This window comes from Dermatophilaceae bacterium Sec6.4 (genome assembly GCA_039636865.1).
In the GTDB taxonomy this organism is placed as follows: Bacteria; Actinomycetota; Actinomycetes; order Actinomycetales; family Dermatophilaceae; genus Allobranchiibius.
Map to the genome: position 1 here is coordinate 1835230 of CP144172.1, position 15698 is coordinate 1850927.

Below are 15698 nucleotides of genomic sequence, written 5' to 3' on the forward strand. Positions count from 1 at the left end.
TCCTGGAGTTCGCAGAATGCCACGATCTCGGTGCGCACCATGCATGGGCACGCCGACCTCCCGCACGTGCGCAGCACCCGACGCGCGACACTTAGCGTATGAGTTCGCCGATTGCCGATCCAGAACCCGCCGAGCCGAGCACCCCCCGCCAACCCGATGCCGACCAAGCAGACGGGTCTACGACTCCTCCCACAGCCGGGGACCCAGTAGGCACAGAAGGCGCGGGAGGTAGGGAAGGCTCAGTCAGCGACGAGGTGTTGCGGGCGGCTCTCGAGCCGGTCGCGCAGACCGGCTCTGCGGCCGAACTGGCCGCCCTCGAGCCGTACGACACCATCGTGCTGCTCTCCTTCGGGGGGCCTGAGGGTGTCGACGAGGTCATGCCGTTCCTACGCCGGGTGACGGCCGGTCGCGGCATCCCTGATGAGCGGCTGGCGTCGGTGGCCACGCATTACTACGACTTCGGCGGTGTCAGCCCGATCAACGGTCAGTGTCGCGAGTTGCAAGCTGCCCTGCACGGTGAGTTGCGCCGCAGAGGCATCGCGACGCCGGTGCTGTGGGGTAACCGCAACGGAGAGCCGTTCCTGGTCGACACGCTGCGCGAGGCATACGACGGCGGTGCCCGGCGGGTGCTGGTCGTGACCACGAGCGCGTACTCCTGTTACAGCTCCTGCCGTCAGTACCGCGAGGACATCGCCGCCGCGCAGCTGCAGTTGCGCGACGAGGGTCGCGAGCTGAGCATCGACAAGATCCGCCCGTACGCAGCCCATCCGAGCTTTTCCAGGGTCAACACGCGGCTCGTAACCGATGCGGTGCGCGCTATCGAGCAGCCCGACGACGACAAGCTGCGCCTGGTTTTTGTCACCCATTCCATCCCGGAAGCCATGGACGACACCTCAGGCCCGGGCGACGGCGACGGCAACCTGTACGAGCAGCAGCACGATGAGATCGCTCACGTCATCATGGACGAAGCGGGCATTACGTTGGATCGCGATCTGAAGGGCGCGCTGGTCTACTGCTCGCGGTCGGGCGCGCCTGGCCAGCCGTGGTTGGAGCCCGACGTCAATGATCACCTGCGCACCCTGGCAGCTGCCGGCATCACCGACGTGGTGGTGGCCCCGATCGGATTCGTGTCCGATCACATGGAGGTCAAGTACGACCTGGACACTGAGGCCCGTGAGACGGCGGACGAGCTCGGACTGCGCATGGTTCGGGTGCCCACGGTGGGTATTGACGCGGAGTTCGTCAGCGGTCTGATCGATCTGACGCAGGAACGCGCGGCGGTGGCGCGCGGAGAGCAGATCGTGCCGGCAGCGTGGCCGGGCGCGGCGATGCCGCCGGTGTGCGCCCCCGGTTGCTGCCCCAACCTGCGAATCTCCAAACCGGCCGCCTGCGGCAGCGACTGATGGCAGCGGACCCCGAAGACCTGAAAATGAGCGGCACCCCGATGCATGACGCCGTGACACCGGATGAGTCGAGCATCGGATTCATCACGGGGGCGACCGCTGAAATGTCTCAGGAGCTACTGGTCGAGCTGGAGCAGATTGCCTGCGACCTGGCGGTGGCGGCCGGGCGACTGATCGTTGACGAGCGTCCTGAGGGCCTCGGTGTAGCGGCCACCAAATCCAGTGATACCGACGTCGTCACCGTGATGGATCAACGCAGTGAGGCGTTCCTGCACCAACGACTCGCCGAGCTGCGACCCGATGACGGGCTGATGGGTGAGGAGGGAGCCAGCAGTCAGGGCACCTCCGGCATCACGTGGGTGGTCGATCCCATCGACGGAACCGTCAACTACCTGTACGAGATCCCGGCATACGCCGTGTCGATCGCAGCGTGCGTGGGCGACGTCACGACCGTCGGCGGATGGCGCACGGTGGCCGGTGCGGTGTACAACCCGGTGACGGATGAGCTCTTCCACGCGCGGTCCGGAGGCGGCGCGATCCTGCGTCAGGGCGAGCGGGTGCACCGTTTGACGGTCAGTTCTGAGCGCGAACTGGGCCACGCGTTGACGGGGACCGGCTTCGGTTATGACTCCGCGAAGCGCACGCGGCAGGGTGACATCGTGGCGCAGATCGTGGGCCAGGTCCGCGACCTGCGACGGATCGGCAGTGCCGCGCTCGACCTGTGCTTCGTGGGGGCCGGGCGGCTCGATGTGTACTACGAGTCCGGGCTCAACCCGTGGGATCAGGCCGCCGGACAGTTGGTCGTCACCGAGGCCGGGGGCGTCGTGCAGGGCCGCGGATCGGACGCGCCGAACAAGGACCTCGTGGTCGCCGGACCGGTACTTCTGGTGGACGCATTGAAGGCTCTCCTGAACGCGTGACATCGGTCGGGAATGACCCCGGTTGTGGACGCGTTCTTCGGGTAAGTAACAATTCCCCCGCACCGCGTCCCGATCGGACCGGTTGCGCGCGCGAATCACCTGGAGAGGGCACGAAGCATGGCGACCGACTACGACGCCCCACGCAAGACCGATGACGACCTCAGCGAAGACTCCATCGAGGAGCTGAAATCACGACGGGTCGACAAAAACGCCGCGAGCGTCGATGTCGACGAAACAGAGCAGGCCGACGGCTTTGAACTGCCTGGTGCGGACCTGTCCGGCGAAGAGCTGTCAGTGCAGGTGATTCCGCGTCAAGCGGATGAGTTCACCTGCTCCCGCTGCTTCCTGGTGCACCATCGCAGCCAGCTGGTCAGTGAAGTCGCCGGGCTGCCTGTCTGCAGTGAATGCGCTGCCTGACCTGATGATGGGGCTGTGACGTCGCTGCCCGTCCGGATCGTTCGACTCGATACCGGGCTGCAGCTTCCGTCGTATGCCCGGCCGGGTGACGCGGGGATGGATCTGCTTGCGCGGACCGGTCTCACGATCGCGCCGGGCCACCGGGCGTTGATCGCGACCGGGATCGCCGTGCAGCTTCCGGACGGGTATGCCGCCTTCGTGCATCCCCGGTCCGGCCTGGCTGCCCGGCACGGGATCTCGATCGTCAACGCACCAGGGGTCATAGACTCCGGATTCCGCGGCGAGATCCAGGTGATTCTGGTCAATCTCGATCCGAGAGAGTCATTCTCGTTCCATCGTGGGGACCGCATTGCCCAGCTGGTCGTCCAACGCGTCGAAACGGTGAGCTGGATCGAAGCGGACTCGTTGACCTCCAGTGAGCGCGGCAACGCCGGGCACGGGTCAACTGGTGGTTTCTCCGGTGCAGCATCGCGGGATACCGTGCGCTGACACCATTTCGAGGAAGGGACGTAGCAGCTGTGGGCATCTTCCGCCGCAAGGCGCAGGAAGACAGTCGGAGCGTGACGCAGGCTGACGCGGCCGTGGATGCGGACGAGATCACGGATCCGGACGAGGTCATCGATGCGGACGAGGCGGTCGACGACGATCAGTCCGAGGTCGTCGACGGTGCAGCTGGTGATGCTGGTGTCGACGGCCCCGGGGCCGGCACCGAACATGCCGCTGCAGATATCGATACGCAGTACACCCGACTGCCGCGGCCCTTCGACCTGGACCGGACCCAGGGTCCGTTCGACCGTTCCGAAGTCGATGAGCTGGGTGACCGGCTTGATTTCGGTGCGCTCGCTGTGCAACCGGTCGCGGGTATGGAGTTGCGCCTGGACCTTGATGAGGCCACTGGCAGCATCACCGGGCTGACAGCGGTCCTCGGGAATTCGGCCGCTCAGGTGCAGGTGTTCGCTGCGCCCAAGAGCAGCGGCATCTGGGACGACATCCGTGATGAGATCGCAGACGGACTGATCACCGGCGGTGGCAGTGCCACCGAACAGCGCGGCCCGCTGGGTATCGAGTTGGCCGTGCGCATCCCGTCTCGCGATGCAAGTGGCCGGACGACCTATTCTGCCGCGAGATTCGCCGGGGTCGACGGCCCGCGGTGGTTCTTGCGCGCGGTGTATTCAGGGGCGGCGGCAACCGATGAGGAAGCGGCGGCTGCGCTGCTGATGTTCATCCGTAACGTCGTGGTGCTGCGCGGATCTGCGGCCCGCGCGCCGCGGGAGTTACTGGAGCTGAAGGTGCCCGAGTCGCTCATCGAGGCAGCCGAGCAGGAGGCTGCCGACGCAGCGGACAACGGTAGTGGCACAGACAGCGCGGACAGCGAAGACATTGAGTCTTTCAAGCCGTTCGAGCGCGGGCCCGAAATCACCGAGGTCCGCTGATGGGGGCGGCGTCGTCGTTGCGTGATGCGGCGCGGCGCTTCTCCCGCTCATCGGCGGCGATGGAAGCTGACGAGCTGCGTGATGCAGCGAGTAAGCACGGCGGTACGCCGATCGAGGCCTGCCGTGACGGGCAGATCGCGGGGTGTTGCGGCACAGTGCGTTACACGAGCCTTCGACCACGCACTGATTCGGTACCGAGTTTCGTCGTGGGGTTGGACGACGGTACGCGGATGATGCAACTGATCTGGCTGGGCCGTCGCAGCATCGCCGGGGTCGAGCCTGGGGTCTACCTCACCGTCAAGGGCAGGGTGCTGCATCGGCGTGGTGTGCCGACGATCTTCAACCCGGAGTACGAGATCAAACCGTCCGCCGACCTGGGCTGAGGGTCGCAATCTCGCGGGAGCGGCGCGGCACTAGAGCGAGTCGAGGGCGCGGATATCGGTGACGTCGCGGCCGGTGAGGGCCGTCGCGAGCTCGGATTCAGCGGCTGTAGTGGCGATGAAGAGCAATTCGTCCAGGCCCTCGATGGGCTCGGTGCGGGTGGGCACGATGGGGCGTCCGTCGCGGATGATGCCGACGAGCACGCAATCAGGCGGCAGATCCAGCGTGCCTGCAGTGCGTCCGGCGGCGGGGCTGCCGGACGGGATCGTGATCTCGACCATGGTGGCTTTGCCCTGCTGGAACTGGAAGAGGCGCACCAGATCTCCGACACTGACCGCTTCCTCGACCAGAGCCGTCATGATCCGTGGGGTCGACACGGCGACATCCACTCCCCACGCCTCGTCGAACATCCACTCGTTCTTTGGATTGTTGACCCGGCCGACGGTTCGAGCGACACCGAATTCGGTCTTGGCGAGCAGCGATACGACGAGGTTGACCTTGTCGTCGCCGGTGGCGCAGACGACGACGTCGCAGTCCTGCAACGAAGCTTCTGTCAACGTGCTGATCTCGCAGGCATCGGCCAACAACCAGGACGCTTCCGGTAACGATGCAGTGCGGTCGTCCTCGGCGTACTTGTCGATGAGCAGCACCTGGTGACCGTTGTGGATCAGTTCGCGGGCGATCGAGCGGCCGACACTGCCCGCTCCGACGACGACGACGCGCATGGTGGTGACTCCTACAACTCTGCCGGTCGGGGTGCGGCCAGGATGTGCTCGATGTCTTCTCGACGGTTGTTCTCGATGAGGACCTGCAACTGGTCGCCTTCCTGAAGCACCGTGTCGACGCTGGGAAGTCTGCCGTCACCGAGACGGGTGAAATACCCCACCCGTACGCCGGACGCGTTCTCGATGGCGCGCAGGGTGGTGCCGACCCAGCTGATGTGGGGTTCGATGTCCAGCAGACTGATCTTGCCGCTGGGGTCCACGTGTAATGGGCTCGCGCCCTGCGGCAACAGCCGCCGCAGCACCTGATCGGCGGTCCAGCGCACCGTCGCGACGGTGGGGATCCCCAGACGCTGGTAGATCTCGGCGCGGCCAGGGTCGTAGATGCGCGCCACGACGTGCTCCACGTCGAAAGTCTCCCGAGCGACCCGGGCAGACAGGATATTCGAATTGTCACCGCTGCTCACCGCTGCGAACGCGTATGCGCCGCGTAGATTTGCTCGCTCAAGTGTGTCGCGGTCGAAGCCGATACCGGTAATGCGGCGCCCGTCGAAGCTGGGTCCGAGCCTGCGGAATGCCGCCTCATCGTGATCGATGATTGTCACTTCGTGCCCGTGGCCCTGCAGGCCGATGGCGAGTGTCGAGCCGACGCGTCCGCATCCCATGATCACGAAGTGCACGTAGGCGACGCTACCGGAACTTCTTCAGCAAACACTCATCTCGTCCTGCTTCTGCTTCATGCCTAGACTCATCGCTTGTGTCAGTGACTGGACGGACGATCAAGCGTGTGTTGGTCGGCCGCGCGATGCGCAGCGACAAGCTGGGCGACACGCTGCTACCGAAGAAGCTCGCGCTGCCCATCTTCGCCAGCGACGCGCTGTCCTCGGTCGCCTATGCGCCGGATGAGATCCTGATCGTTCTCGGCGCGGCAGGCGGCGCGTTCGTGACGACCAACTCCTGGTACATCACCGCGGGCGTGGTGTTCGTGATGGCGGTCGTGGTCGCGTCCTACCGGCAGAACGTGCACGCCTACCCGTCCGGTGGCGGTGATTACGAGGTGGCCACCACCAACATCGGCCCGAAAGCCGGTTTGACGGTCGCGTCGGCTCTCCTGGTGGACTACACGCTCACGGTCGCGGTCTCGGTGTCCTCCGGTGTGCAGAACGCGGCGGCGGCACTGCCCTTCGTGAACGGTCACGAAGTCATCATCGCCGTCCTCCTGGTGGTCCTTCTGACAGCGTTGAACCTGCGTGGAGTGCGTGAGTCAGGCTCTTATTTCGCGATCCCGGTCTATTTGTTCATCCTCGGTATCTTCGGTATGGCAATCGTCGGCGTGACCCGCAAGCTGCTGGGCGACCTGCCGATGTCCGCGAGTGCGAAGTTCGAGTTGGTTCCGCAACAGGGCATGTCGACGCTGTCCCAGTTCGCGATGCTCTTCCTGCTGCTGCGCGCCTTCTCCAGCGGCTGTGCCGCGTTGACCGGTGTGGAAGCCATTTCCAATGGTGTGCCGGCGTTCAAGAAGCCGAAGAGCAAGAACGCGGCAACGACGCTGCTGTTGATGGGGTCTATCGCGGTCGCGATGTTGGTCTCGATCATCGCGTTGGCGCGATGGACAGGTATCAAACTGCAGGATCCGGACCACCCGGGCAGTTTGCTGCTGAACGGCAAACCCGTCACCAACTACAACGAAGAAACTGTCATCGGTCAGCTGTCCAAAGCGATCTTCCAAGGCTTTCCGCTCGGTGTGCTGTTCGTGGCGGCCGCCACCGGCGTGATCCTGGTGCTGGCCGCGAACACCGCTTTCAACGGGTTTCCCGTGCTCGCATCGATTCTTGCGAAGGACGGCTTCCTGCCTCGCCAGTTGCACACCCGCGGCGACCGGCTCGCCTACTCCAACGGCATCCTGATCCTCGCTGGTGTCGCGGTAGGGCTGATCGTGCTCTACAACGCGGAAACGACCCGGCTCATCCAGCTCTACATCGTCGGTGTGTTCGTGTCGTTCACGACCAGTCAGAGCGGCATGATCCGGCACTGGAACAGGCACCTGCTGGAGGAACGGGATCCGAAGGCCCGGGCTCGGATGAAGCGGTCGAGGGTGATCAACGCGGTCGGCGCCGTGATGTCCGGGCTGGTACTCGTGGTGGTGCTGCTGACCAAGTTCACTCACGGGGCGGGGTACGCCGTCGGTGCCATGATCGTGCTCTACATCCTGATGCTCGGAATCCGCCGGCACTACGCGCACGTCCGCGACGAGCTGGCGCTGTCCGATCTGGACGGCGACGAACAGGTTCTGCCGGCCAGGCTGCATGCCATCGTGCTGGTCTCCAAGATTCACAAACCGACGATGCGGGCGCTCGCCTACGCGCAGGCGACGCGTCCAGCCGTGTTGGAGGCACTGACGGTCGACGTGGATCCCGAGGAGACCAGGGCACTCAAGCAGGAGTGGACCCGCCGGGAGATTCCCGTCACGCTCAGCACCGTGACGTCGCCCTACCGGGAGATCACCCGTCCGGTCATCAACTATGTACGCGCGATCCGGCGGGACAGTCCGCGCGACGTCGTGATGGTCTACATACCGGAGTACGTTCTCGGGAAGTGGTGGGAGCAATTGCTGCACAACCAGTCAGCGCTGCGCCTGAAGGCGCGGCTGCTGTTCATGCCGGGCGTGATGGTGACCAGCGTCCCGTGGCAGCTGCAGTCCTCAGAGGGCTCGGAGGACCGCTTCGACGGCTCGGGTCCCGGGTCCGTTCGGCTCGGTCGGTGATCGCCTCGTGACACCTCGCGGCGAGCGTCCTCGCCAAGATCGTCCGGGCGCCTCCCAGGCATCGAACGCAGCTCATTCCTCGAAAACAGGCGGGGCACCCCGCCGTCCTGCTCGACGACGAACCGGTGCTCCGGCAGCCGACTCGATGGTCGGGCAGGAAGTTGTCCTCGACATCGGGCCCGTCGCGCACGGCGGGTCCTGCGTGGCGCGCAGCGATGGCCGGGTCGTCTTCGTCCGCCACACTCTGCCTGGGGAGAAGGTGCGTGCCCGGATCACCGACGGCACTGCCACCTCGCGCTTCCTGCGCGCTGATGCCGTGCAGGTCCTGCAGGCCTCTGAGCAACGACGTACCCCGCCGTGTCCCTGGTCCGGACCGGGGCGCTGCGGCGGCTGCGACTGGCAGCACACGAGCGCGGAGTACGGGCGTGAGCTCAAGACGGCGGTCGTCGCCGAGCAGTTGCAACGACTTGCCGGTATCGAGTGGGACGGGCAGGTCGAGCAGATCACCGGCGATGAGGACGGCCTGCGGTGGCGCACGCGGGTCGAACTGGCCACCGACGACCATGGGCGGGCCGGCTTCAGGGCACATCGCTCACACGAGATCGTGCCGGTGCAGGACTGCGTGATCAGCGTGCCGCAGGTCGGTGCGACGGGCATCTTCACCGAAATTTTCCCGTCCCGCATCACCGGTGTGGATGTCGCAGTGTCCACCGATGAGTCCGCGACGGCGGTGCTCCTGCCACATCGCGCAGAGGTGCCCTCAGTGCTGGAACAGGTGGTGGTCGGCGGGACCACTTTGGACTTCGAGGTCTCTGCGCGTGGCTTCTGGCAGGTACACCCCGGAGCTGCGCCGACCTTCGTGGCCGAGGTGCTGCGGGGGCTCGCACCGCAGCCGGGGGAGTCGGTACTCGACCTCTACTGCGGTGTTGGACTGTTCACCCGGTTCCTGGCCGGCGCCGTGGGAACGCAGGGCACCGTCCTCGGTATAGAGGGTGATGCCCGGGCCGTAGCCGACGCGCAGCCCGCGCTGCAAGAAACCCTGCAGGCGCACATCGAACACGCTGACGTGCGCCACGCCGCGCCACTGGTCGAGCGGCACCTCGGGAGCCACGCCGATCTCGTCGTGCTGGACCCGCCTCGCACCGGCGCGGGGCGAGAGGTGATGGGGCAGGTAGTGGCACTCGCGCCGCGGGCCATCGCCTACGTCGCCTGCGACCCATCCGCACTGGCGCGCGACATCGCCTACGCCGCAGAGTTGGGGTACGCGATGACCTCACTGCGCGCGTTCGATGCCTTCCCGATGACCCATCACGTGGAGTGCATCGCGATTCTCGCGCCGGTCGGCGACCCCACCTGACAAACCCCGACCGCCCCCTACTGACCCCGGCTGCCCCCTACCGACCCCGACCCTCCCGACCCCGACCCTCCCGACCGACCCCTTTGCCGCGTTGTGGTCGCTGGCGCCCCAAAAATGGCCGGGATGGCCGGATCCGTCCCCGTCTGGGTCGCTGGCGACGACAACGCGACGGACGTGAGGGGCGGTTGAACGAGGCGGATCCTCGATGCCGGAGAGTTTCGCGCTATGGTTGAGTTATCTTGACGTCAAGATAAATGAACGCGGGCGGAATGACGCCAGCAGTGAAGGAGTGGCGATGAGCACCAACAGCTTCGACGCAAAGGACACCCTGCAGGTGGGGGAGCAGTCCTACGAGTTCTACCGACTGGACAAGGTTGAGGGCTCCGCGGACCTCCCGTTCAGCCTGAAGATCCTCCTGGAGTGCCTGCTACGCACCGAGGATGGCGCGAACATCACCGCCGACCACGTGCGCGCCATCGGCAGCTGGAAGGCCGATGCCGAGCCCGATACCGAGATTCAATTCACTCCGGCCCGCGTGCTGATGCAGGACTTCACCGGGGTTCCGTGCGTTGTGGACCTCGCAACAATGCGTGAGGCAATGGCTGACCTCGGCGGTGACGCCAAGAAGATCAACCCACTCGCACCTGCTGAAATGGTCATCGACCACTCCGTCATCATCGACGTCTTCGGTCGGGCGGACGCCTTCGAGCGCAACGTGGAGATCGAGTACGGCCGCAACAAGGAGCGCTACCAGTTCCTGCGCTGGGGGCAGACCGCGTTCGACGACTTCAAGGTGGTGCCCCCGGGCACCGGCATCGTGCACCAGGTCAATATCGAGCATCTTGCCCGCACCATCATGACCCGTGACGGCGTCGCGTATCCCGACAGCTGCGTCGGTACCGACAGCCACACCACGATGGTCAACGGACTAGGCGTGCTCGGTTGGGGTGTCGGCGGGATCGAGGCCGAGGCTGCGATGCTCGGCCAGCCGGTCTCGATGCTGATCCCACGCGTTGTCGGGTTCAAGCTCTCCGGTGAGATCCCTGCGGGCGCCACAGCGACCGATGTCGTCCTGACCATCACCCAGATGCTGCGTGAGCACGGTGTGGTCGGAAAATTTGTCGAGTTCTACGGTGAGGGCGTCGCGGCAGTTCCGTTGGCCAACCGCGCCACGATCGGCAACATGAGCCCTGAATTCGGCTCGACCTGCGCTATTTTCCCGATCGACGACGTCACCCTGACCTACCTGCGACTGACCGGACGCGAGGAGGAGCAGGTCGCGTTGGTCGAGGCGTACGCCAAGGAGCAGGGTCTGTGGCACGACCCGTCGACCGAGCCCCGGTTCTCTGAATACCTCGGGCTGGACCTGTCGACGGTCGTTCCTTCGATTGCCGGGCCGAAGCGCCCCCAGGACCGCATCGTGCTGGCGGATGCCAAGACCCAGTTCGCGCTGGACGTGAAGAACTACGGCGTCGAAGGTGACTTCCGCGAAGAGCAGGTCACGCCGGAACAGGGCGCGCCCTACGGGTTGAAGGACGGCTCGGTGGTCATCGCCTCGATCACCAGCTGTACCAACACCTCCAACCCTTCGGTGATGATGGCGGCGGGCATGCTGGCCAAGAACGCCGTCGAGAAGGGCCTGACCGTCGCGCCCTGGGTGAAGACCTCCATGGCGCCCGGGTCACAGGTCGTCACCGGCTACTACGAGAACGCCGGCATGTGGCCCTACCTGGAGAAGCTTGGTTTCTACCTCGTCGGCTACGGCTGCACGACGTGTATCGGCAACTCCGGCCCGCTGAACGAAGAGATCTCCCAGGCGGTGCAGGAGCACGACATGACGGTGGTCTCGGTGCTGTCCGGCAACCGCAACTTCGAGGGCCGGATCAACCCGGACGTGAAGATGAACTACCTGGCCAGCCCGCCGTTGGTGATCGCCTACGCGCTCGCCGGGACGATGAACTTCGACTTCGAGGTGGATGCGCTCGGGCAAGATCAGGCTGGTAACGACGTCTTCCTCAAGGACATCTGGCCGGATCCCGCCGAGGTCGAGAAGACCATCGCGAATTCGATGGACCGCGCGCTGTTCGTCAAGGACTACGCCGACGTCTTTGCGGGCGATGAGCGGTGGCAGAGTCTGGAGACCCCCGAAGGCGACACGTTCGCGTGGGACAACGAGTCGACGTACGTGCGCAAGCCCCCGTATTTTGACGGTATGAAGGCCGAGCCGGATGCGCTCACCGACATTACCGGCGCGCGGGTGCTGGCCAAGTTGGGCGACTCGGTGACCACCGACCACATCAGCCCCGCCGGTTCCATCAAGGGCGACAGCCCCGCCGGTGAGTACCTCAAGGCGCACGGGATCGAGCGCAAGGACTTCAACTCCTACGGCTCGCGGCGCGGCAACCACGAGGTGATGGTGCGTGGCACCTTCGCCAACATCCGGCTGCGCAACCAGCTGCTGGACAACGTGGAGGGTGGCTACACCCGCAACTTCCTGGACGAGGGCAAGCAGACGTCCATCTTCGACGCTGCGGAGGCCTACCAGGAGGCGGGAATTCCGCTGGTGGTGCTCGGTGGCAAAGAATATGGGTCAGGCTCTTCAAGAGACTGGGCAGCCAAGGGCACCCGGTTGCTGGGCGTCAAGGCGGTCATCACCGAGTCCTTCGAGCGCATCCATCGCTCCAACCTGATCGGGATGGGCGTGTTGCCGCTGCAGTTCCCCCAGGGCGAGAGCATCGAGTCCCTCGGTCTGGAGGGCACGGAAACCTTCGACATCACCGGCATTGAGGCAATGAACGAAGGTGGGATCCCGAAGACGGTGCACGTGACGGCGACCAAGAACAACACAGCTGACGATGGTGATCAGGCCGTGATCGAATTTGACGCGGTCGTGCGTATCGACACCCCTGGAGAAGCGGCGTATTTCCGCAATGACGGGATCCTGCAGTACGTGTTGCGCTCGTTGGTGAAACAAGACGCCTAGTCCCCACCGCCGAGTGGCATAGACAATCACCGAGTGGCGCGCCTACAAGTGCGCCACTCGGATTTTTCCCATGCCGCTCGACGCTGGGGATAAGCGACTGCGCGCGTAGAACTACCTATATGTGCACGGTGGCGACAGCGGTTCGATGGAAGTGCAGATAGCTATCTGCTCTCCGTTGTTACCCGAGAGGTCCGCCATGCATCGTTTCGTCCTACTTACCGGTGTCCTTTTAACGTCCGGCGCACTCGTGCTGAGCGGGTGTGGATCGCAGACAGCGGGAAGCACCTCTGCGACGACGTCACCCTCGGTGACGTCGCCCTCAGCCTCGGGGGTCTCGACGAGCGCGAGAACGTCCAGGGCTGGCAGTGACCCGCTGGCAACTCTGACCGGCGCTGACCTCAAGTCCATCCTGCTCACCCCCGCTCAGGTCGCGCGCTTCACCCCGAAGATGTCCCGGGAGGCGCCGACCTCTCTGGGGTCCTCCACGATGGTCGGCAAAGGAGGCACCTGTCCCGCGCTCGCCACCCTCCTAGATGGCAAGGGATTCTTCGAGGGCGGAATCGAGAAGGCCAACACCGCCCAGGTCTCCTACACCAACCTCGCAGCCGTCGGGGAAGCACAAAAAGAGATCCGGTCGGTCGCGCAGATCGTGCAGGTAACGCCGAAAGGTCATCTTGCGCCGCTGTTGGGACGGTATCGCGCTGCGGTCGCGGGTTGTTCCACCCCATTGGTCAACGAGGATGGAAGCCGCATCACCATGAGTCTGTTGCCCGATCCGACGGGTCTGGGAGACCACGCCCTCGCCCTCAAATCGACGTACGTCAACCCGCCTGTCGCGCTCCACATCCCGTTTGAGGCTGTCATGGAGCTCGCAGTGTCGGGGCCGAACGTGCTCAGCATCACGACCATGGGCTACTCCACCAAGGAACGAGCAACGATTACGGCGCAGGCCTGGAAGAACCTGGGGTCACGTCCGTGAGTAAGCAACGGCAACAGCCCTCGCTGTTGCAGTAGGCGCCGAGGTCCCGCAGGCAGACGCCGGGTGCGGGGCCTCGGCTCCGTCCGGGCAGTCGAACTTGGGTGCCCTGCTGAGTGCAGCACGGGAGCACGGGCGGTGACTGGGTATTCACGTCCGTCTTCCGCGTACTCAGCCAGATCCCGTCCCAACCGCCTGGTTCCGCCTTCGATGAGCACGCATACGCCGGTGACGAATAGCGCGAGAACAGTGGTTGATTCAGACCGTCGGCCCGACCTGAGGGTCCTAGGGAGGCACCGGCAGACCGATGCGCATGCTCACCAGGAAGGGTTACCCGCCCGATCAGCAGGCGTGACCGTTTAGACTCAGTTCTGGACCGTCACCGATAAGGGAAGTTCTTCCGTGGGTTTACTCCAGCGCATCAACAGTCCGGCGGACGTCCGGTCGATACCGGTCGAGCAGTTGGACGAGCTCGCCGCGGAGATCCGGGCCTTCCTGGTCGAATCGGTTTCCAAGACCGGTGGGCATCTGGGGCCGAATCTCGGCGTAGTCGAGCTCACGATCGCGATGCATCGTGTCTTCGACTCTCCCCACGACGCTTTCATCTTCGACACGGGCCATCAGGCATACATCCACAAACTGCTGACCGGCCGACATGACTTCTCGGGTCTGAAGAAGCAGGGCGGACTGTCCGGCTACCCCAGCCGCGCAGAATCCGAACACGATGTCGTCGAGAACTCGCACGCATCTGCGTCACTGTCCTGGGCTGAAGGCATTGCGCAGGCTCGTGTCCTGCAAGGCCGCCGCGACCGGCATACCATCGCGGTCATCGGTGACGGAGCTCTGACCGGTGGGATGGCCTGGGAGGCGCTCAACAACATCGCGGTGAACAGGGCGTTGCCGCTGGTCATCGTGGTCAACGACAACGAGCGTTCCTACGCTCCGACGATCGGCGGCCTGGCCGAGCATCTGGCGACGTTGCGTACGACGCGCAGCTACGAGCGGATGCTGGACTGGGGAAAATCTGCGTTGCAGCGCACCCCGGTGTTCGGCACCGTCATGTACGAGACGCTGCATGGGGTGAAGAAGGGCGTCAAAGACATCGTCGCTCCGCAACACGGCATGTTCGAAGACCTCGGGTTGAAGTATCTCGGACCGGTCGACGGCCACGACGAGCAGGCTGTGGAGTCGGCACTGGGTCGCGCCAAAGAGTTCGGCGGCCCGTGCATAGTGCACGTCATCACCCAGAAGGGGCGCGGGTACCAGCCCGCGATGGATGACGAAGCCGACCAGTGGCACGGAATCGGCAAGTTCAACCCCGAGACCGGTCTGCCGTTCGAGGTGTCGGGCCGCATCTGGACCGACGAGTTCAGTGACGAGATGGTGCGCATCGGCGCCGAACGGCCCGATGTCGTCGCTATCACCGCAGCCATGCTCATCCCGGTCGGTCTCGATAAGTTCGCCGAGAAATATCCCGAGCGGGTATTCGATGTCGGCATCGCCGAACAGCACGCCGTCACGATGTCCGCCGGCCTCGCCTACGGCGGACTGCACCCCGTGGTTGCGCTGTACGCGACATTCCTGAATCGCGCCTTCGACCAGTTGCTCATGGACTGCGCGCTGCACCACCAGGGTGTGACGTTTGTGCTGGACAGAGCGGGCGTCACCGGGTCGGACGGCCCGTCGCACAACGGTATGTGGGACATGGCAATCTGTTCGATCGTGCCCGGCCTGCGGCTGGCTGCACCTCGGGACGGCGAGCAGGTCAAGCTGCAACTGCGTGAAGCGCTCGACATCGACGACGCTCCGACCGTCATTCGGTTCCCGAAGGGTGATGTCGCGCAGCCGCTGACAGCGGCGCGCTCGGTGGGCATGATCGATGTGTTGCGTGATGGGCAGGATTGTCCCGATGTACTGCTCGTGGGTGTGGGCGCAATGTGCCCCACTGCACTTGGCGTCGCGGACAAACTTGCCGCGCAAGGCATCTCGACGATGGTGATCGACCCCCGGTGGGTGTTGCCCGTGTCGCCCGACCTCGTGGATCTGGCACGTAAGGCCCGACATGTGGCGGTCATCGAAGACAATCTGGTCACCAATGGCGTAGGTGTCGCGATCGCTGCCCGGTTGTCGGAGCTGTCCGTTGATGTTCCGGTGTATAGGTTCGGCATACCGAAGCGATTCCTGGAGCATGCTTCACGGGGTCAGGTGCTGGAAGAAATAGGCCTGACCTGCGACGTCATTGCCACCGACCTGATCGGCCGCGTCGGCAGCTGAAGTCGGCACTCGGCATCCGCGTCGCCAAGCCGATACCTTGGTATGACGTAGGTCACATTCAAGAGGTG

At 64.8% G+C, this 15698-nt stretch carries 13 protein-coding genes; 11 read left to right on the forward strand and 2 right to left on the reverse strand.

Annotation, left to right across the window (positions count from 1 at the left end; genetic code table 11):
- The first annotated feature begins 98 nt into the window (after positions 1-98).
- The 6 genes from V3G39_08890 (at position 99) to V3G39_08915 (ending at position 4556) form a co-directional block, all read left to right on the forward strand.
- Positions 99-1403, forward strand: coding sequence for a ferrochelatase (locus tag V3G39_08890; GenBank protein ID XAS78133.1), 1305 nt, complete (start codon positions 99-101; stop codon positions 1401-1403).
- Positions 1403-2323 carry an inositol monophosphatase family protein gene (locus V3G39_08895; protein ID XAS78134.1) on the forward strand — a complete coding sequence of 307 codons (921 nt, stop codon included), beginning with the start codon at positions 1403-1405 and terminating at the stop codon, positions 2321-2323. The genes V3G39_08890 and V3G39_08895 overlap by 1 nt, the downstream gene beginning before the upstream one ends.
- A 117-nt stretch (positions 2324-2440) precedes the next feature.
- A complete protein-coding gene (locus tag V3G39_08900; GenBank protein XAS78135.1) occupies positions 2441-2740 on the forward strand; it encodes a DUF4193 domain-containing protein in 300 nt (99 codons plus the stop codon).
- A gap of 15 nt (positions 2741-2755) precedes the next feature.
- Positions 2756-3229 (forward strand): dUTP diphosphatase, encoded by a 474-nt coding sequence (gene dut / locus V3G39_08905; protein XAS78136.1) that lies wholly within the window; start codon positions 2756-2758, stop codon positions 3227-3229.
- A gap of 71 nt (positions 3230-3300) precedes the next feature.
- Entirely contained in the window at positions 3301-4173 is an 873-nt protein-coding gene (locus tag V3G39_08910; GenBank protein XAS78137.1) for a DUF3710 domain-containing protein, read from the forward strand.
- Positions 4173-4556, forward strand: a complete 384-nt coding sequence (locus tag V3G39_08915) for an OB-fold nucleic acid binding domain-containing protein (protein XAS78138.1) — start codon at positions 4173-4175, stop codon at positions 4554-4556. The genes V3G39_08910 and V3G39_08915 overlap by 1 nt, the downstream gene beginning before the upstream one ends.
- A gap of 30 nt (positions 4557-4586) precedes the next feature.
- On the opposite strand, the gene V3G39_08920 is transcribed toward V3G39_08915, so the two are convergent.
- Both V3G39_08920 and V3G39_08925 read right to left on the reverse strand, forming a co-directional pair.
- On the reverse strand, positions 4587-5279 hold the full coding sequence (locus V3G39_08920) for a TrkA family potassium uptake protein (protein XAS78139.1): 693 nt from the start codon (positions 5277-5279) through the stop codon (positions 4587-4589).
- A gap of 11 nt (positions 5280-5290) precedes the next feature.
- Complete coding sequence (locus V3G39_08925) at positions 5291-5956, reverse strand: TrkA family potassium uptake protein (GenBank protein XAS78140.1); 666 nt, start codon at positions 5954-5956, stop codon at positions 5291-5293.
- 125 nt (positions 5957-6081) lie between these two features.
- Between V3G39_08925 and V3G39_08930 the strand changes: the two genes are divergently transcribed.
- From V3G39_08930 to dxs, 5 genes are all read left to right on the forward strand, one after another.
- Positions 6082-8040 (forward strand): APC family permease, encoded by a 1959-nt coding sequence (locus V3G39_08930; GenBank protein ID XAS78210.1) that lies wholly within the window; start codon positions 6082-6084, stop codon positions 8038-8040.
- A 145-nt stretch (positions 8041-8185) separates the two neighbouring features.
- On the forward strand, positions 8186-9397 hold the full coding sequence (locus V3G39_08935) for a TRAM domain-containing protein (protein XAS78141.1): 1212 nt from the start codon (positions 8186-8188) through the stop codon (positions 9395-9397).
- Between the two features lie 289 nt (positions 9398-9686).
- The gene (gene acnA / locus V3G39_08940) at positions 9687-12380 is read left to right on the forward strand and encodes an aconitate hydratase AcnA (protein XAS78142.1); all 2694 of its coding nucleotides are present in this window, start codon (positions 9687-9689) and stop codon (positions 12378-12380) included.
- Between the two features lie 307 nt (positions 12381-12687).
- Positions 12688-13359 carry a hypothetical protein gene (locus tag V3G39_08945; GenBank protein XAS78143.1) on the forward strand — a complete coding sequence of 224 codons (672 nt, stop codon included), beginning with the start codon at positions 12688-12690 and terminating at the stop codon, positions 13357-13359.
- A gap of 399 nt (positions 13360-13758) precedes the next feature.
- Positions 13759-15630 (forward strand): 1-deoxy-D-xylulose-5-phosphate synthase, encoded by a 1872-nt coding sequence (gene dxs, locus V3G39_08950; protein XAS78144.1) that lies wholly within the window; start codon positions 13759-13761, stop codon positions 15628-15630.
- The last annotated feature ends 68 nt before the right edge of the window (positions 15631-15698 follow it).

What these genes read in the sequence shown, in the direction of transcription:
- V3G39_08890 (XAS78133.1), top strand. Translation starts at nt 99, where the DNA reads ATGAGTTCGCCGATTGCCGATCCAGAACCCGCCGAGCCGAGCACCCCC.
- V3G39_08895 (XAS78134.1), top strand. Translation starts at nt 1,403, where the DNA reads ATGGCAGCGGACCCCGAAGACCTGAAAATGAGCGGCACCCCGATGCAT.
- V3G39_08900 (XAS78135.1), top strand. Translation starts at nt 2,441, where the DNA reads ATGGCGACCGACTACGACGCCCCACGCAAGACCGATGACGACCTCAGC.
- V3G39_08915 (XAS78138.1), top strand. Translation starts at nt 4,173, where the DNA reads ATGGGGGCGGCGTCGTCGTTGCGTGATGCGGCGCGGCGCTTCTCCCGC.
- V3G39_08920 (XAS78139.1), bottom strand. Translation starts at nt 5,279, where the DNA reads ATGCGCGTCGTCGTCGTCGGAGCGGGCAGTGTCGGCCGCTCGATCGCC.
- V3G39_08930 (XAS78210.1), top strand. Translation starts at nt 6,082, where the DNA reads ATGCGCAGCGACAAGCTGGGCGACACGCTGCTACCGAAGAAGCTCGCG.
- V3G39_08935 (XAS78141.1), top strand. Translation starts at nt 8,186, where the DNA reads ATGGTCGGGCAGGAAGTTGTCCTCGACATCGGGCCCGTCGCGCACGGC.